The following is a 17,840-nucleotide window of genomic DNA, read 5'->3' as shown; positions in this document are numbered from 1 at the left end:
CCTACTCCCCGCTTCCCGGGTTGCCGATGGCGATCATGCGCTCCACGGAACGACGAGCCGCTGCGGCGGTCTCCTCGTCCACCGTCACCTCGTCCTCGCCCAGCGCCAGGCAGCGCAGCAGGGCCGCCGGGGTGATCATCTTCATGTACGTGCAGGCCGCCCGGTCGTTCACGGCGCGGAAGTCCACCTCCGGGTTGGCCTGGCGCAGCTGGTGCAGCATGCCGACCTCGGTGGCCACCAGCACGGTGGACTGGTTAGTGGACTTGGCCTGGGAGATCATGTCGCCGGTGGAAAGCATCTTCACCCGCTCCGGCTCCACAATGCCCTCGCCCGCCAGGTAGATGGCGGAGTTGGCACAGCCGCACTCCGGGTGGATAAACAGGTCCGCCGTCGGGTTGTTGTGCGCCTGCTGGCTCAGCTCCTGGCCGGAGATGCCGGCGTGCACGTGGCACTCGCCCGCCCAGACGTGGATGTTGTCCCGCCCGGTCTCGCGGCGCACGTGAGCGCCGAGGAACTGGTCGGGGCCAAACAGCACCTCCTGGTCCTCCGGCAGGCTTGCCACCACGTCCACCGCGTTGGAACTGGTGCAGCAGATGTCCGTCAGTGCCTTCACGTCGGCGGTGGTGTTCACGTAGCTGACCACCACGGCCCCCGGGTGCTCGGCCTTCCACTCGCGCAGCTCGTCGGCGCTAAGGGAATCGGCCAGGGAGCACCCCGCGTTGGCGTCAGGAATAAGAACAGTCTTTTCCGGCGACAGGATCTTCGCCGTCTCGGCCATAAAGTGCACGCCGCAGAAGACGATCACGTCAGCGTCCGTCTCCGCCGCGATGCGCGACAGGGCGAGGGAATCGCCGGTGTGGTCGGCAATGTCCTGGATCTCCGGCAGCTGGTAATTGTGCGCCAGAATCAGCGCATTCTTCTCTTCCTTCAGCCGGCGGACTTCCGCGGCCCACTCGTCGGTGGAGATGCTATCCGGCATGGTCCAAAGGCCATCCACGCGAGTAATACTCTCTATGGTTTTGTTAAGCATTCCCCCACTTTAGTCCCTAGCAGCGCGTTTCTACCTAATCCTCAAAGTCCTCCGGGTCGGCGAAAGTCGCCGCCATCCAGTAGACAATCAGCGCCAGCGCCGGGGCCACGACCATCCCCACAGAGGGGCCCGCGGCGTCCAAAATGTGGAAGACATCGCCCACCTGCGGGTGCTCGGGGAGCGGGTCGGCGTGCAGCCTCTCGGCCACGCTGACGCCCACCGTCCAGGCCGCCACAGCGCCCCACAGCACAGCCAGGGTGGTCCACAGCATCATCAGCAGCCCCCGCATGCGCGTGCGAAACGCCCACAGCGCCACTGCGATGCCACCCAGCGCCGTCAGCGCCACGTAGTAGGTAAACCCGCGGAACGAGGCATCCTCGGTTCCCGGCGCGATCTCCGCACCGCCGTCGGCGGTCACCACTAGCTCGGAGGTCGGGTGGATCACACCCCACAGCACTCCCAGCAGCAGGAAGCTCACCAGGGTAATAAAGAGGACCTGCGCCGCCTCCCCGATCGGGCGGGGGATCTTGAAACTTCTGCTCAATGCGCTATACCTACTCGCCGTCCTGGGTTTCCGCGGTTTCTGGCATGCCCACGGCGTGACAGAACTTCCACTTCTCGTCCTCGCGCTTGAAGTACATGCGGTTGGAGTCCTCGCGCTCGGCCTCGGAGATGGTGACCGTGGCGTGTGCGTTGTCGCCCTCGGCCATCACTTCCTCGATGTCGGTGATGTTCGGGGTGCGGCCCGGCTGTTCGTCGAAGTTGCCCTGCCCAGCGGAGGCATCGGCCTGTTCGCGCGCAGCTTCCTCGCCGCCCTGCTGCTCGATGTCGGCTCGGCAGGTGTTGTCGATGGTCCAGTGCAGGTACTCGTCCATGGGGCGGGCACCGTTGCTCAGCTCGTGCAGCAGGTTGACGATCTGCTGCTTGTCTTCGTCGCTGGCCGGGGTTGCGTAGACCGGCCCTTCGGGCATCGCTTCTTCGGCCTGGCTAGCTTCGTTCGCTGGACTCGACTCGCCGCTGTTATCCCCGTCGCCCGACCCACACGCCGTGAGTGCGAGGGGCAGGGTGCACAGGGCAGCTAGGCATGTCTTCCGAATCTTCATGTCGCTCACCCTACGGCAATGTAGTCCACTACCCTTGGACACCGTGCAGTTAAACCGCAAGAAAATCGTGAGCACCGCAGTCGACATCCTGCAGCAGTACGGCCTGGCCGACCTCACGATGCGGCGGCTCGCCCGCGCTCTCGACGTCGCCCCTGGCGCCCTGTACTGGCATTTCCCCAACAAGCAGGCGCTTTTGGGAGGTATCGCCGAGTCGATCCTCACCGCCGTGCCCGCCCACCCCGGCAGTGCAGCGGATTATTGTTCTTTTCTTTTTGACGCCCTCACCTCCCTGCGCGACGGTGCCGACATCACGCTGGCGGCGGTGGCCAGCGGGACGCTTGACCGGGACTTGGCCGAGGAAGTAAGTGCAGAGCTCAGCGCGGAGCTGGGCGCAGAGCACAGTGAGGAACACAGCGCGTTGGACGGCGCGAAGCTCCTCCTGCGCTTTGTTTTCGGTTCTGTGCTGGAACTCCAGGCACGCCAAAGCGTCGCCGTGAATTTGGGGGCGTCAGTGGGCGAACAGAAACAGGATAAAGACCAGGAACAAGGTGTACCTTCCGAAGCTCGCGCACGCCAGGAAGTAGTGCTGGGAGTAGAAACAATACTGCGCGGTCTTAGCCGTTAGAATGGTGGCCATGACTTTCGGACTGTCAGATAAAAGTGGATTGCGTGCGCCCGGCGAGCCTTTGGTCGGGTGGCCCGGAAAGCCCTACCCTCTCGGCGCCACTTTCGACGGCAATGGCACCAACTTTGCCCTATTCACAGAGGTTGCGGAATCCGTCGAGCTCTGCCTTTTCGACAGCCAGGGCGCGGAGACCCGGGTGAAGATGGAGGAGGTAGACGCAGACATCTGGCATTGCTACCTCCCCGGAATCGTCCCCGGCCAGCGTTATGGCTACCGCGTCGACGGTCCGTGGGACCCGGCGCGTGGCCTGCGCTGCGATCCCTCCAAGCTCCTGATGGATCCGTACGGCAAGTCCTTCGACGGCGCCTTCGACGGCGATGCCTCCCTGTTTAGCTACGACATCAACGATCCGGATAACCCGGAGAAGCGCAACCAGGAGGATTCCGCCCCGCACGCGATGCGCTCGGTGGTGATCAACCCCTACTTCGACTGGCACCACGACCGCCGTCCGAACCTTGAGATGCACAAGACCGTCATCTACGAGACCCACGTCAAGGGTCTGACGATGACCCACCCGGACGTCCCGGAGCACCTGCGCGGCACCTACGCCGGACTGGGCCACCACTCCATCGTGGAGTACTTCAAGGACCTGGGCGTCACGGCCGTGGAGCTGATGCCGGTGCACCAGTTCGTCCACGACGACCGCCTGCGCGAGCTGGGTCTGCGCAACTACTGGGGATACAACACCCTGGGCTTCTTCGCCCCGCACCGGGACTACGCCGCATCCCCCAGCGCCGAGGGCGCGATCGCGGAGTTCAAGCAGATGGTCCGCAGCTACCACGAGGCGGGCATCGAGGTGATCCTGGACGTGGTCTACAACCACACCAGCGAGGGCAACCACATGGGCCCCACCCAGAACTTCCGCGGCATCGACAACGCCGCCTACTACCGCCTGGTCGACGGCGACGAAGCGCACTACATGGACTACACGGGCACGGGTAACTCCCTGAACGTCCGCCACCCGCACACCCTGCAGCTGATCATGGATTCCCTGCGCTACTGGGTGACGGAAATGCACATCGACGGCTTCCGCTTCGACCTGGCCTCCACCCTGGCCCGCGAGTTCCACGACGTGGATCGCCTCTCCGCATTCTTCGACCTGGTGCAGCAGGATCCGGTGGTCAGCCAGGTCAAGCTTATCGCCGAGCCGTGGGACGTCGGCGAGGGCGGCTACCAGGTGGGTAACTTCCCGGCCCTGTGGAACGAGTGGAACGGTAAGTACCGCGACACTGTGCGCGACTTCTGGCGCGGCGAGCCCTCCACTCTGGGCGAGTTCGCCTCCCGCCTCACCGGCTCCTCGGACCTGTACACCGGCCGGCGCCCGACGGCTTCCATCAACTTCATCACCGCCCACGACGGCTTCACCCTCAACGACCTGGTCAGCTACAACGAGAAGCAAAACGAGGCCAACGGCGAGGACAACCGCGATGGCGAGAGCCACAACCGCTCCTGGAACTGTGGCGTGGAAGGCCCGACGGATGACGAAGAGGTTTTGCAGCTGCGCGATAAGCAGCGCCGCAACTTCCTGACCACCCTCATGCTCTCCCAGGGCACTCCGATGCTCTCCCACGGCGACGAGATCGGCCGCACCCAGGGCGGAAACAACAACGTCTACTGCCAGGACAACGAAATCGCCTGGATGGACTGGGAAAACATGGATAAGGATCTGCACGCCTTCACGCGCTACCTTATCCACCTGCGCCAGGCGCACCCGGTGTTCCGCCGCCGTCGCTTCCTGGCGGGCGGCCCGCTAGGCCAGGACGTGGCCAAGCGCGACATCGCGTGGCTTACCCCGGACGGCGACCTGATGTCCGATTCCGATTGGAACGCGGACTTTGGAAAGTCCCTGATGGTTCACCTCAACGGCATGGCCATCGAGGAGCCGGATCCGCAGGGCCGCCCGGTGGAGGACGATTCCTTCATCTTCTGCTTCAACGCCCACCACGAGCCGATCACGTTCACGCTGCCGCGCCGCCACAAGGTGATGCACGTGGAGCCGAGCGAGGAGGAAAGCTGGACCGTCGTCGTGGATACCGCAGAGCCGATGGGCGTGCCGGAGGAGACCCGCCGGTTCGCCGGTGGCGACACCCTGGAGGTCGACGCGCGCAGCACTGTGGTCCTCCAGCGCCCGATCACCACGGAGGTCAAGCTCTAGGCATGGCTGCCGCTTCGTCCCCCTCCCCCGCAACCTTCCCCGCCCGCGGCGCGGAAGTCACCCTTACCACCGAGGAGATCCGGGTGACCCGCTCGCCGCTGGCTTCCTCGCTGTACCCGGATGTCGCTCGCCCAGCCGACGAGCTCATCGGCTGGTACAAGCAGGCGCCCGAAGGCTGTTCGCCGGGGTACATCCAATTGCTTTTTGACGCCGAACGTCCCCGCGTGAACTTCTCTCCCTCACAAGCCGAGGAGTTCGCCGCGCTGGATCTTCAGCTCACCAACCTGCAGGCGGGCTACCCCCTGGAAGCCGGGTCTGGATCTGCCGGGGCAGACACTGCAGACGCTGCTGGCTCTGCAGACTCTGCGAACACTGAGAACACGGAGATCTCCGCCGCGGAATGGGTCAGCTTCGCTGAATCCGCCGGCGGCGGGAACGAGGGGGCGTCACCGAAAAAGACACCAAAGAAGCAACAACAGCGCGCGCCGGCGCCGTGGGCGAAGGTAGCCACTCCTGACGAAGTCCCCGAGACGAACGAGGAGGCGGACATCGACGGGCCCATCTACGGGCAGACGGTGTGCGTGACCGGCGACGTGGAGCCCTACGACAAGGGCGAGGTGTGGGACATGATCGCCTCCCGCGGCGGCGTGGTGGCCAAGAACGTGACGAAGAAGACGACGATGCTGATTGTCGGCGAATGGCACTCCATGACCTCGAAGGAAAAGCGCGCCCGCGAGCTGCAGGATAAGGGCCAGGAGCTGCAGATCATTGGGTTCCAGGAGTTCCTGCAGCTAATCAAGTAGGCAAGTAGCCTAGAGGGCATGTCAGCGACCTATCGCCTTCAGCTCCGCGGACCCGGATCCGACCCCACCCAAGCCTTCACTTTCGCAGATGCGGAAGAGCACCTGCCCTACTTTTCCCGCCTCGGCGTTTCGCACCTCTACCTCTCCCCGGTGATGCAAGCGCCGAAGGAATCCACCCACGGCTACGACGTCACCGACCCGTCGGTCATCAACCCCGAGCTCGGGGGCATCGACGGTCTGCGGTCCCTGGCCGAGAAAGCCCACGAGGCAGGCATCAAGCTGCTGCTGGACATCGTGCCGAACCACGTTGGCGTGGACGATCCGCAGCTGAACCCCTGGTGGTGGGATCTGCTGAAAAACGGCAAGGAGTCCGAGTACGCGGAGTATTTCGACGTCGACTGGTCCGAGGACAACGGCGCAGGCGGACGGCTGGGCCTGCCGGTGTTGGGCAGCGAGGACGATGTCGCAGAACTGCGGATCGAAGATGGCACAGAAGGCACAGAGGGCACAGAGACAGAGCCGATGCTGTGCTACTACGACAACCGCTTCCCCATCGCCGAGGGCACGCTCGGCGGCACCCCGCAGGAGGTGCACGATCGCCAGCACTACCGCCTGATGTACTGGCGCGACGGGGTGATCAACTACCGCCGCTTCTTCAGCATCAACGGGCTGGCGGGCCTGCGGCAGGAAGACCCGGTGGTGTTCGAGCACTCCCACCGCATCCTGAACCAACTGATCGCGGCGGACATCATCGACGGTGTGCGCGTGGACCACCCGGATGGCTTGGCGGACCCCTTTAACTACCTAAAGCAGCTGCGCAAGCTGATCGGCGACGAGCGCTGGCTGCTGGTGGAGAAGATCCTGGGGGTCCCCGAGCCGCTGGATCCCCGCCTGACGGTCGACGGCACCACCGGCTACGACGCGCTGCGCGAGCTGGACGGCGTGTTCGTTCACCGCCCGGCCGTGGGCACGATGGCTAACCTGGCGCTGGACATGACCGGCTCGGAGTGGGACGCAGAGGCCTTTGAGAAGGCCGAATACGAGCTGAAGTCCGAAGTCGCCGGGCAGGAGCTCGCGGCCGAGGTGCGCCGCCTGGCCCGCGCCGTGCGCAGCGACAACTGGTCCACCTCCGGCGAGGCCGTGTCCGACGAGGAGCTGCGCGAAACCCTGATCGAGCTGATCGCCTCTATGCCGGTCTACCGCGCGGACTACGAATCCCTATCCCGCGTAACCAGCACCGCGATCGCCCAAATGATCATCCGCTACCCGGAGCGCGCCGACGCGCTGGACCTGATCGCCACCGCCCTGATCTCCCGCGGCGAGGCGAACGTGCGCTTCGCGCAGGTCTGCGGCGCGGTGATGGCCAAAGGCGTGGAGGATACCGCCTTCTACCGCGGCTCCCGCCTGGTGAGCCTGCAGGAGGTCGGCGGCGCGCCGGGCCGCTTCGGCGTGTCCCCCGCCGAGTTCCACCTGCTGCAGGCCGAGCGCGCCCGCCTGTGGCCGAAGGCGATGACCGCGCTCACGACCCACGACACGAAGCGCGGGGAGGACGTGCGCAGCCGCATCAGCTGCATCACCGAATCCGCGGAGCGCTTCGCGGAGCTCTGCGACGGCATCGATTACGTCGACGGCGGCACCTGCCACTTCCTGCTGCAGAACATGATCGGCGTGTGGCCGGTGGACGGCAACGTCACCGACGAACTGCGGGAGCGCCTGCACGCCTACGCGGAAAAGGCCATGCGCGAGGCCGGCGTGCACACCACCTGGTTCGACGTGAACGAGGAGTTCGAAGCCTCCATCCACCAGTGGATCGATTCCACCATCGACACCCAGGGTGAAGAGATCACCGCGTTCGTCGCGGAGATCGCCCCGGCGGCGGAGGTGGTCTCCATCTCCAAGAAGCTGCTGCAGATCATGGGGCCGGGCATTCCGGACATCTACCAGGGCACGGAGTTCTTCACCGACTCGCTGGTGGACCCGGACAACCGCCGCAAGGTGGACTTCGCCGAGCGCATGGAGGCCCTGGATCGCGTCTCCCGCGGCGACGTGCGCAGCATCGACGACGAGCGCCTGTACGTCATCGCCACCGCCCTGCAGATCCGCAACCAGTTCGAGCTGGACGAGGCCAGCTACCTGCCCGTCATGGCCACCGGCACCATGGAGCGTCACGTGCTGGGCACCCTGCGCGGCGAGGACGTCATCACGCTCGTCACCCGCCGCCCGCTGGACATCCTCCGCGACGGCTGGGCGGACACGACGGTAGCCCTGCCCGAGGGCGTGTGGGAGGATCGCCTCTCCGGCAGCATGTGGGAGGGCGAGGTTCCGCTGGACAGCCTGTTTAGCGAGCGCGGCCAGGCGATCCTCACGCGCATGGGGGCTTAAGCCTTGGCCAAGAAAGCCCGCCGGGCGCTGCAGGACTACGACACCTGGATTCAGGCGCACCCCACCGTCGCCGCCGACCTGGAGGCGCACATTATTGATGTTCTTGATGACGCCGGCCTCACGTTTGACCGCGTGAGCGTCCGCATCAAGGACCGGACGAGCTTCGCCCGCAAACTCGCCAACGAGGCATACCCGGACTACGACTCGTTTACGGACGCCCACGACGTGATCGGCGTGCGCGTGATCACCTTCCACTCCTCGGAGATCCCGCAGCTCAAGGACGCGCTATCCGGCCTATTCACAGTGGTGCGAGTGATCGACAAGGCCGCCGAAACCGCCCGCGAGGGGCGCTTCGGGTACGCCAGCCAACACCTGATTGTCTCCGCTAAGGATGAGCCGTGGGCGGCTGAAGACGGGGCGTCACCAAAGTACATAGAGATACAACTGCGCACCGTGCTGCAGCACGCATGGGCCGAGTTCGAACACGACGTGCGCTACAAGAACCAGCAGCATCCAGAGACCAGCTCCCCCGAGGTGCAGCGCGCATTCACCCTGGCCGCGGGGCTGATCGAGCTGGCGGATGAGCAGTTCGACAAGATCGCGGGCATCATCGGCACCTCCGGCGAGGAGGTCGAGGGGACGCTCGACGAGGAGTCGCTGCCGCGCGTGCTGAGCCGCATTGTGGGGTCGAAGTACCCGACCTCGCGCGTGGACTACTACCACTACGCCATCGAGATGCTGGCCGCCCACGACATCACGACGGTCGCGCAACTCCGCGAGCTGCTGGCGCCGAAGCGGCTGAAGGCGCTGCGCAAGGCGATGAACTACCCGTACAACCCCGGCCAGGTGCGACTGGTGGACGACATGCTGCTATTCGCCTACGGGCGCGAGCACATCCGCAAGACGGTACACATCGGCGACAATGCGCAATCCCGCCCTGGCAGGCTGGGCAACAGGTGGCAGCAGCTGGGGCAGAAAACTGGCTAGCCCCGAGAAAGAGCCAGCTAGAGCTCGCCGCGCTTGAAGCGCTCCAGCTGGCGGCGCTCCCGCTTCGTCGGGCGGCCCGCTCCCCGATCCCGGCGCGGCATGGCGGGGATCACCGGCGGGGGCGGCGAATGGTCGATATAGGCCTTGCGGGCCAGCTCCGCGCCCACGCGCTTGGAGAGCAGCTGCGTGACCTCCACGATGTGTTCGCGGTGGTGGATCCACACGCGCACCGTGTCGCCCACCACGACCGGCTGGGCGGGCTTCACCGAAACGTCGTTGATCTTCACGTGCCCGGCGCGGCAGGCAGCGGCGGCCTGGGCACGGGTCTTGCACAGGCGAACGGCCCACACCCAGGCATCGATGCGGACCTTACTGGGAGCGCTGGAGGTGCCGGAAGCGCTAGAAGTTGCGGGGCTGGCCAACGGGATGCGTCACCACTGATCTTTGTGCTCGACGATGCCCTTGATCTGAAAGCCGCTGTAGGCGATAAACGCCACCGCCAGGATCGGCACGATGATGGCGAAGAAGGTGGTGGGCAGGATCGTCAGGCCACCGATCAGACTGACCGCGCCGATGCCACCGGCGATCTGGATGTTCCGGGAGTGCTTACGAACCTCCGCCTTGCGCTGGGCGATGGGATCGTTGCCCGGGCGATTGGCGGGCAGGTTGCCATAGTTGCTCATGCTTAGACAGTGTAGTTAATCGGCGTGTAGTTAATCAGCTACAGCGCGTCCTCGATCCAGCGCTGCCCCTCCAGGTGGGCCTCCACCGCCCCGCTGGTGATACTGGCCAAGAAGTCCGGCAGCGGCGCGCCGGGTTCGCAGGCGATCGCCAGCTCCGCCGTGGCCTTGTATTCCACTCCCACCACGGTGTATCCGGCGGCGCGGACCTCGGCTTCCACGCGCCCGGCGTCTGCGTGCGGCACCTCGCAGGTGTACAAGTCCAGCTGGCGGCGCAGCACCAGCGGCACCTGCTGCAGAACCTCGCGGGTGGCCTCCTGGTAGGCACGCACCAGCCCGCCGGTACCCAGCTTCACTCCGCCGAAGTAGCGCACCACCACGACCGCCACGTCCTGCAGCGGCTCCGGGTCGTGCCAGCCCTTCAGTACTTCCAGCATGGGCTGGCCCGCGGTGCCGGCAGGCTCGCCGTCGTCACTGGAGCGTTCGATCGGTTGCGCGGAATCCACCTGCACCACGAACGCACTGCAGTGGTGGCGTGCGTCCGGGTACTCGCGCCGGATGGCGCCTATGAAGTCGCGCGCCTCGTCCTCGGTGGCGCAGCGCGCGGCCAGGCCGATAAAGCGGGAGCGTTTGATCTCCACCTCCGCGGAATACCTGCCCGACTGCGGGCGGACGTACGAGGGTTCCGGGTGGGAGGCGCTCTGCGGCGCTGTATCGTCAGGCATTCTCCCATTATCGCAGCTAGGGTTGAACCCATGTATTCCGTGTGGGCTCCCCTGGCCGAAAACGTAGAACTAGTCCTGCAACCTGCGCAAACAAGCACCGGTGCCGAACAACGCATCCCCATGACCCGCGAGGCGGATAACTGGTTCCTCGCCGACGTTCCCGCCAACCCCGGCGACCGATATGGCTTCTCCGTCGACGGCTCCCCCGTCTTCCCCGACCCGCGCTCCAAGCGCCAGCCCGACGGCATCCACGGTCTGTCGGAGGTGTGGCAAATCGACGAGCCACGCAAGCAGCTGGGTCGCCCGCTGCGCGGCGAGGTTCTCTACGAGCTGCACATCGGCACATTCACCCCGGAGGGCACCTTCGACGCCGCGATTGAGAAGCTCGACGAGCTTAAAGCTGTGGGCGTCACCGCCATCGAGCTCATGCCCGTGCAACCCTTCGGCGGCGAGCGTAACTGGGGCTACGACGGCGTGATGTGGCACGCGGTCACGGACGTTTACGGTGGCCCGGACGGACTGTTGAGGCTTATTGACGCCGCCCACGACCGCGACCTGGCCGTGGTGTTGGACGTGGTGTACAACCACTTCGGCCCCGACGGTAATTACACCGGGGTGTTCGGCCCCTACACCGCCGGCGGCTCGACCGGCTGGGGTGACGTAGTGAACCTGCAGGGCCGGGACTCCGACGAGGTGCGCACCTACATCCTGGAAGCCGTGCACCAGTGGACTCAGGAGTTCGGGGTGGACGGCCTACGCCTGGACGCGGTGCACGCGCTGGACGACACGGGCGCGGTGAGCCTGATCGAACAGATCCGCGATGCAGCCGAGCCCGCCTGGATCATGGCCGAATCCGACCAGAACGATCCCGTGTACACCGAGAGCTACAAGGTCGCGCAGTGGAACGACGACATCCACCACGCGATACACACCGTGGTCTCCGGCGAGGATCACGCCTACTACTCCGACTTCGGCACGGTGGAGGTGCTGGCCACGGCGTTCCAGCGAGTGTTCTGGCACGACGGGCGCTATAGCTCCTTCCGCGGGCGCACACACGGCAGGCCGGTGACGGACCCGGAGCTGTGGCGCTTCGTGACGTACACGACCACCCACGACCAGACCGGCAACCGCGCGGCGGGCGACCGGCCGAGCATGAACCTGTCGGTCGACCAGCAGCTGGCGAAGGCCACGCTGGTGCTGACCAGCCCCTTTACCCCGATGCTGTTCATGGGTGAGGAATGGGGTGCCTCCACCCCGTTTGCGTTCTTCGTCGACCACGAGGACGAAGAGCTCAACCAGGCCACCCGCGAGGGCCGCATGCGCGAGTTCGCACGCGCCGGGTGGGACCCGAAGGACGTGCCGAACCCGGCGGCGGAGGAAACCTTCCGGAACAGCGTGCTGCAGTGGGCGGAGCGCACGGAGCGCCCGCACGCGGAGGTGCTGCGCGGGTACACGGATCTGCTGGAGTTCCGCCGCACCCACCGCCTGGCCGAGGCGGAGCTACTGGACATCCGCTGGTGGGCCGATGGCGAGGAGCCGGTCAGCGAGGCCCTGGCTGGAGTAAATCCGACGGTGCCGCCGGTCGACGCGGGCGACGAGCTGGCGCACGGCCGCTGGATCGAGCTGACCTATCAGGCCCCGGAATCGCTGGTAAAGGTAACCGTGAACCTGGCCGACGCGCCCCACGATCGCCTGGGGCTCGGCCCGTGGGAGGCACGCTACAGCGCCCAGTAGCCGGTCGCAGTTGGCCGGTTATTGCCAGCTGCGCACGTGGTGCAGCAGCATGCGGTTCTTGCGCTGCGAGCGGTCCATCTTCACGCCAATCTCCCGCAGGATCGCGATGGCCTCCGGAATGTGCGGCCCCTTGTTCAGCATGATGCACTCGGCTCGCAGCGCCCACGCCACGTCGGTGATCTCCGCGCGGGTCGGCAGCCCGGACTTCGCCATCGATTCCAACACCTGGGTGGCGATGATCAGCGGCACGTGCGCGGCCTCCACCATCGCCATCACCTGGCCGGGCACCTCCGCCATGCGGGCAAAGCCCATCTCCACTGCCAGGTCGCCGCGGGCCAGCATCACGCCGAACTTCGCGTGCCGCATGCCCTCCAGCAGGATGGTGGTCAGGTTCTCGAAGGCCGGGATCGTCTCGATCTTCAGCACCAGGCCCAGGTCGTCGGCGCCCAGCTCGTGGAACTTCTCCAGCACATAGGCCACGTCCTCGCGGGAGCGGATGAAGCTCACCGCGGCCATATCCGCGTGCTTGGCCACGAACGCCAGCGCGGCCTCGTCCTCCTCGGTCAGGCTCGGCAGCGGCAGCTCCGTGTCGGGCAGGTTGATGCCCTTGTACTCCGCCAGTTTCGCCCCGCCGCGGGTGACCAGCAGCTCCGCCTCGACCGTCTCCTCTGTGCTCTCTGTATCCAGGGTTCCCCGCTTCCCCACCACCTTCGCCGCGATCGCGCCATCGTCGAACAGCACCTGCTGGCCCACCTCCAGTGCCCGCACTGCCTCCGGCAGCGTACAACTGATCTTCGGGATGTCACCGTCCTGCGGGTCGCACACCACATCGGCGCTGGTAAGCACAATCCTATCCCCGGTTTGCGGCCGCAGTTTCTGCAGCACCTGCGGCACCGACCCCACCGCCGTCTTTGCGTTCTCCGTTTTCAGCTCCGCGCCGAGCTGCAGGTAGATGTTCTGCTGTCCCTCCGCCAGGGCGCCCTCGCTGTCTTTCTTAATGACGCCCAGCTTCCGCTTCTTGCCGCGTGCGTCCTCCACACGGATCGTCTCTCCAACCTCCAGGGCATCAAAGAACTCCCGGGAGACGTGCACGCTCACGATTGGGCGCCCCAGCGTGTTCTCCGCCATGGGGGCCTCAGCCAGCTCGCGATCCTCCGGGATCATCCACAGGCGGCAAGGCTGGATGACCGTGCCCGCGTCGTCCCGCTGCACACGCACGCGCACCACCGCCGGACCCGGCGCGATGCGGCCAGTGCGGATCTTCGGCCCGGCCAGGTCCATGCTGACGGGGATGTAACGCCCCGCGGCCTTACCGGCCGCGCGGACGTTGTCGATCATCCGCTTCCATACCTCCGGCCCGTCATGGGCGCAGTTGATGCGCGCCAGCTCCATGCCGGAATCCACCAGCCGGGCTACCAGCTCCTGGTCGTAGGCGGCCTCGATCGGCAAGGTGACCATGATGTACGAGGAGTCCCCTGGCAAAGCCTCTACCCCGAAGAGAGCCTCCGTGTGCTGTTCAAGCAGCTCATCGGCCCCCACGATGGCGTCAGAAACGTCCTCCTCAGCGAACTGCGGCGAGCGACCATCCAGAGCAGAGACCACGTTGTGCGCGGCTTGCAAGCGCGCCTTGACTGCTGGCTCCGCAGTGGACAGGCGCGTGGCTCCCAGGCTCTCCAGATTCCCCTGCAGGCCGCGGCGGTCGCTGGTGCGCAGCGTAGTGTAGTGCACCAGGTTGCGGGCGCCGACGAAGTGGGTCGGCGCGGTGGCGCTAATCTCCGGGTACCAGTGCAGGGTTTGGCTATCGAGTTCGTCGAGGAGTTCCTCGATCGCTTCTAGAACGGCTTGCTTGTTGACCTGCATGGTGAAGGGACATCTCCTTGAGAAGTGCGCGGCTGTGTCGACGGCCTCGCGAGCGTTGTGTCCCTTCTATCGTGTCAGGTTGGCCGGGGTTGCGCTCGGCAACTGCTCTAGGAGAAGATGCCCTCCCACGTGGACGCCTTCAGCGCCCCCATGAGCGACGGAGACTTGTTCACGCGCATCTCCGGGGCCAGCAGGAACTGGACCTCCTCCTCGCCGTCGATGAGGGTGAGGTAGACATCCGAATCGCCCTTGTTCTGGCTGAGCACGCGGCGCAGATTGGCCATGTTGTCGGGAGTTGCCTGGTCTACGCGGATGTTCAGGCGCAGCGGCACGCCGGAGCCCGCGCCGACGGTGAGCTCTGCCGACTTGATGTCCTGGCAGAACAGGCGCATATCGTCTTCGCGGTAGTTGATCTTCGCCTTAGCCAGAACGATGGCGTCCTCGACGATCTGCGGGGCCACAATCTGGTAAGTCTTCGGGAACACCAGTAGCTCCACCTGCGCGCCGTGCTGGTCCTCCAGCGTGGCGATCGCCCAGGGGTTGCCGTTGCGGTCGATACGGCGCTCGACGGCCGAGATGATGCCACCGATCTTCAGGTCCTTGTTGTTCGGCAGTTCGCCGGACAGCACGGTGGTCAGGGGCGTGTCGACCTGCGCATCCAGCGCGTCCTCGAAGCCGTCCAACGGGTGGCCGGAGACGTACAGGCCCAGCATGTCGCGCTCGAGGGCCAGCTGGTGCTTGCGCTCCCACTCTTGGTCGGGAACCTCCACGCGGAAGACATCGCCCGCGCCATCGTCGCCGCCCAGGCCTGCAAAGAGGTCGAACTGGCCCTTCGCAGCGGCCTTCTTGGTGGCGGTGACGGCATCCACCGCGTCCTCGTGGACCAGCACCATGCCCTTGCGCGGGTGGCCCAGCGAGTCGAATGCTCCGGCCTTAATCAGAGACTCGGTGACGCGCTTATTCGCCGCTACCAGGTCGATCTTGTCCAGGTAGTCGGAGAAGTCGGTGAACGCACCCTTTTCCTCGCGGGAGGCGATGATGGAATTCACCACATCCTCGCCCACGTTGCGCACCGCGCCCAGGCCGAAGCGGATGTCCTCGCCGACGGACTGGAAAGTGTAGCGCGAATCGTTGACATCCGGCGACAGCACCCGAATGCCCAGGTGGCGGCAGTCTGCCAGGTAGATCGCGGACTTGTCCTTCTTATCCGCCACGGAGGTCAGCAGCGCGGCCATGTACTCCGGCGCATAGTTGGCCTTCAGGTACGCGGTCCAGAAGGAAACCAGACCGTAGCCTGCGGCGTGGGACTTGTTGAAGGCGTAGCCGGCGAACGGCAGGATCGTATCCCACAGCGTCTTGATGGCATCGGCGGAGTAGCCGTTGGCCTTCATGCCGGATTCGAAGGTGACGAACTCCTTTTCCAGCACCTCCGGCTTCTTCTTACCCATTGCCTTACGGAAGCCATCGGCCTGGCCGGCGGTGTAGTTCGCGACCTTCTGGGAGATCTTCATGATCTGCTCCTGGTACACGATCAGGCCGTAGGTTTCCTCGAGGATCTCGTGCAGCGCCTCTTCCAACTCCGGGTGGATCGGCACAATCGGCTTGCGGCCGTTCTTGCGGTCGGCGTACTCCCAGTGTGCGTCCACACCCATGGGGCCCGGACGGTACAGCGCCAGCGCGGCCACGATGTCGTTGAAGCCCGTGGGCTTCATGCGCTTCAGCAGCTTCTGCATGCCCGCGGAGTCCAGCTGGAACACGCCCAGCGTCTCGCCGCGCGCCAGCAGCTCGTAGGTGGGGTCATCCACCGTGTCGAGGTTTTCCAGGTCCAGCTCGAAGTCGCGGTTGGTCTTGATGTTTTCGAGGGCGTCACCAATAACCGTAAGGTTTCGCAGGCCCAGGAAGTCCATCTTCAGCAACCCGATGGCCTCACAAGCGGGGTACGGCCAGCCGGTGATCAGCGCGCCGTCCTGCTTGCGCTTCCACATGGGGATGCAGTCCAGCAGCGGCACGCTGGACATAATCACGGCACAGGCGTGCACACCGGCTTGGCGGATCACGCCTTCCAAGCCGAGTGCGTCCTTGTAGATCTTCGCCACGTCAGGGTCGGTTTCGATCAGCTGGCGAACCTCGGCGGCCTCGGGGTAACGCTCGTGCTCGGGGTCGGTGATGCCGTGGAGCGGAATGTCCTTGGCCATGATCGCCGGCGGTAGGGCCTTGGTGATCCGGTCGGCCATCTGGAAGCCCGCCTGGCCGTAGTGGGCGCGCGCGGAGTCCTTAATGGCCTGCTTCGTCTTCACCGTGCCGAAGGTGATCACCTGGGCGATCTTGTCCTCGCCCCAGCGGTCGGAGGCGTAACGGATCATCTCGCCGCGGCGGCGATCGTCGAAGTCGATATCGATATCGGGGGCGGACGGGCGCTCGGGGTTCAGGAAGCGCTCGAACAGCAGACCGTGTTCCATCGGGTCGATGTTCGTGATCGTCAGGGCGTAGGCGACCAGCGCGCCGGCGGCCGAACCACGGCCGGGCCCGACGCGGATGCCAACGGAGCGAGCGTACTTAATCAGCTCGGCGACGATCAGGAAGTAGGACGGGTAGCCCTTCATGTCGATCACGCTGATCTCGTACTTCGCGCGGTCGATGTACTCGGCGGGCACCTCCTTGCCCGGGAAGCGCTCCTCCAGGCCCTTCATCACCTCGTGGGTCAGCCAGGTCGTCGGCGTGTGACCTTCCGGCACGTCGGCGATCGGCATGCGGTCGTGCGGGTGCTCCTCCCAGATCTCGGAGTAGTCCTGCACGCGCTCGGCCACCCACAGGGTGTTGTCGCAGCCCTTCGGCACTTCCTTATCCCACTGCGCGCGGATGTCTTCGGCGCTACGCACGTAGTAGCCGGTGCCGGAGAACGCGAAGCGCTTACCGCCCTGGTCCAGGGTCGGCTCGTCCAGCGTGGAGCCAGTCTGCACGCACAGCATCACCTCGTGCGCCGGAGCCTGCTGCTCCAGCACGTAGTGGCAGTCGTTGGTTACCAGCGGCGGCAGCTCGAGCCTACGGCCGATCTCCAGCAGGTCGTCGCGCACCCGCTTTTCGATCTCCAGGCCGTGGTCCATCAGCTCCAGGAAGAAGTTGTCCTTGCCGTAGATGTCCTGCCACATTCCGGCGGCCTCCAGGGCCTTGTCGAACTGTCCCAAGCGCAGGCGGGTCTGCACGTCGCCGGAGGGGCAGCCGGTGGTGGCGATGATGCCCTCGGAGTGCTGGGCGATCAGCTCTGCATCCATGCGGGGCCACTTGCCCAGCTGGCCTTCGTAGCTGGCCATGGAGGACAGGTAAAACAGGTTGCGCAGGCCCGTCGCGTTCTCCGCGATCATCGTCTGGTGCAGGTAGGCACCGGAGGCCGACACGTCGTCCGACTTCTGCTCCGGCTTGCCCCAGCGCACGCGCTGCTGGTTAAAGCGGGATTCCGGGGCGATGTAGGCCTCGATACCGATGATGGGCTTCACGCCAGCGTCGGTCATCGCCCGGTAGAAGGCATCCGCACCGTACATGTTTCCGTGATCAGTCATTCCGACGGCGGGCATCCCCTGCCGCACCACCTCTTTAGCCAAGAGATCGACCTTGGCCATGCCATCGAGCATGGAGTACTCGGTGTGGTTATGCAGGTGGACAAAGGAGGAACCGCTCATGATTGGCCATCATAGCGCG

14 protein-coding genes are annotated in these 17,840 nt (G+C 65.5%); 6 read left to right on the top strand and 8 right to left on the bottom strand.

Annotated elements, in window-relative coordinates; translation table 11 throughout:
* Position 1: 1 nt before the first annotated feature.
* The 3 genes from nadA to HMPREF3166_RS09480 are packed head-to-tail and all read right to left on the bottom strand — an operon-like array spanning position 2 to position 2,133.
* A complete protein-coding gene (gene nadA / locus HMPREF3166_RS09490) occupies positions 2–1,030 on the bottom strand; it encodes a quinolinate synthase NadA (protein WP_034986587.1) in 1,029 nt (342 codons plus the stop codon).
* Between the two features lie 34 nt (positions 1,031–1,064).
* Positions 1,065–1,574 (bottom strand): hypothetical protein, encoded by a 510-nt coding sequence (locus tag HMPREF3166_RS09485; RefSeq protein ID WP_035005429.1) that lies wholly within the window; start codon positions 1,572–1,574, stop codon positions 1,065–1,067.
* A gap of 10 nt (positions 1,575–1,584) precedes the next feature.
* Positions 1,585–2,133 carry a hypothetical protein gene (locus HMPREF3166_RS09480; RefSeq protein ID WP_083293866.1) on the bottom strand — a complete coding sequence of 183 codons (549 nt, stop codon included), beginning with the start codon at positions 2,131–2,133 and terminating at the stop codon, positions 1,585–1,587.
* 67 nt (positions 2,134–2,200) lie between these two features.
* Here HMPREF3166_RS09480 and HMPREF3166_RS10035 point away from each other — a divergent pair, with 67 nt between their 5' ends.
* The 5 genes from HMPREF3166_RS10035 to HMPREF3166_RS09455 are packed head-to-tail and all read left to right on the top strand — an operon-like array spanning position 2,201 to position 9,145.
* Positions 2,201–2,758: a TetR family transcriptional regulator gene (locus HMPREF3166_RS10035; protein ID WP_239316640.1), complete on the top strand. Its 558-nt coding sequence runs from the start codon at positions 2,201–2,203 to the stop codon at positions 2,756–2,758.
* 10 nt (positions 2,759–2,768) lie between these two features.
* Entirely contained in the window at positions 2,769–4,973 is a 2,205-nt protein-coding gene (gene glgX / locus HMPREF3166_RS09470) for a glycogen debranching protein GlgX (protein ID WP_070489191.1), read from the top strand.
* Positions 4,974–4,975: 2 nt separating this feature from the next.
* Positions 4,976–5,776, top strand: a complete 801-nt coding sequence (locus HMPREF3166_RS09465; protein ID WP_070489042.1) for a BRCT domain-containing protein — start codon at positions 4,976–4,978, stop codon at positions 5,774–5,776.
* Positions 5,777–5,794: 18 nt separating this feature from the next.
* Complete coding sequence (gene treY / locus HMPREF3166_RS09460) at positions 5,795–8,158, top strand: malto-oligosyltrehalose synthase (protein ID WP_070489039.1); 2,364 nt, start codon at positions 5,795–5,797, stop codon at positions 8,156–8,158.
* A gap of 3 nt (positions 8,159–8,161) precedes the next feature.
* Positions 8,162–9,145, top strand: a complete 984-nt coding sequence (locus HMPREF3166_RS09455; protein ID WP_070489036.1) for a GTP pyrophosphokinase — start codon at positions 8,162–8,164, stop codon at positions 9,143–9,145.
* A gap of 17 nt (positions 9,146–9,162) precedes the next feature.
* Here HMPREF3166_RS09455 and HMPREF3166_RS09450 read toward each other — a convergent pair whose 3' ends face one another.
* Genes HMPREF3166_RS09450 through HMPREF3166_RS09440 form a run of 3 tightly spaced genes read right to left on the bottom strand, consistent with a single transcriptional unit; the run spans position 9,163 to position 10,550 of the window.
* Positions 9,163–9,567 carry an RNA-binding S4 domain-containing protein gene (locus HMPREF3166_RS09450; protein ID WP_049049475.1) on the bottom strand — a complete coding sequence of 135 codons (405 nt, stop codon included), beginning with the start codon at positions 9,565–9,567 and terminating at the stop codon, positions 9,163–9,165.
* 9 nt (positions 9,568–9,576) lie between these two features.
* Complete coding sequence (locus HMPREF3166_RS09445) at positions 9,577–9,828, bottom strand: hypothetical protein (protein WP_070489034.1); 252 nt, start codon at positions 9,826–9,828, stop codon at positions 9,577–9,579.
* A 38-nt stretch (positions 9,829–9,866) separates the two neighbouring features.
* A complete protein-coding gene (locus HMPREF3166_RS09440; RefSeq protein ID WP_070489030.1) occupies positions 9,867–10,550 on the bottom strand; it encodes an IMPACT family protein in 684 nt (227 codons plus the stop codon).
* Between the two features lie 30 nt (positions 10,551–10,580).
* Here HMPREF3166_RS09440 and treZ point away from each other — a divergent pair, with 30 nt between their 5' ends.
* On the top strand, positions 10,581–12,284 hold the full coding sequence (gene treZ, locus HMPREF3166_RS09435) for a malto-oligosyltrehalose trehalohydrolase (protein ID WP_070489027.1): 1,704 nt from the start codon (positions 10,581–10,583) through the stop codon (positions 12,282–12,284).
* A gap of 18 nt (positions 12,285–12,302) precedes the next feature.
* Here the strand turns inward: treZ and HMPREF3166_RS09430 are convergent, their stop codons facing one another.
* The gene (locus tag HMPREF3166_RS09430) at positions 12,303–14,144 is read right to left on the bottom strand and encodes a pyruvate kinase (protein WP_070489024.1); all 1,842 of its coding nucleotides are present in this window, start codon (positions 14,142–14,144) and stop codon (positions 12,303–12,305) included.
* A gap of 107 nt (positions 14,145–14,251) precedes the next feature.
* Positions 14,252–17,824, bottom strand: coding sequence for a DNA polymerase III subunit alpha (gene dnaE, locus HMPREF3166_RS09425; protein WP_192816668.1), 3,573 nt, complete (start codon positions 17,822–17,824; stop codon positions 14,252–14,254).
* Positions 17,825–17,840 lie beyond the last annotated feature (16 nt).

The sequence above is a fragment of the Corynebacterium sp. HMSC08A12 genome (assembly GCF_001807485.1).
Taxonomy (GTDB): domain Bacteria; phylum Actinomycetota; class Actinomycetes; order Mycobacteriales; family Mycobacteriaceae; genus Corynebacterium; species Corynebacterium evansiae.
This window is presented reverse-complemented; position numbering and strand designations above follow the sequence as displayed.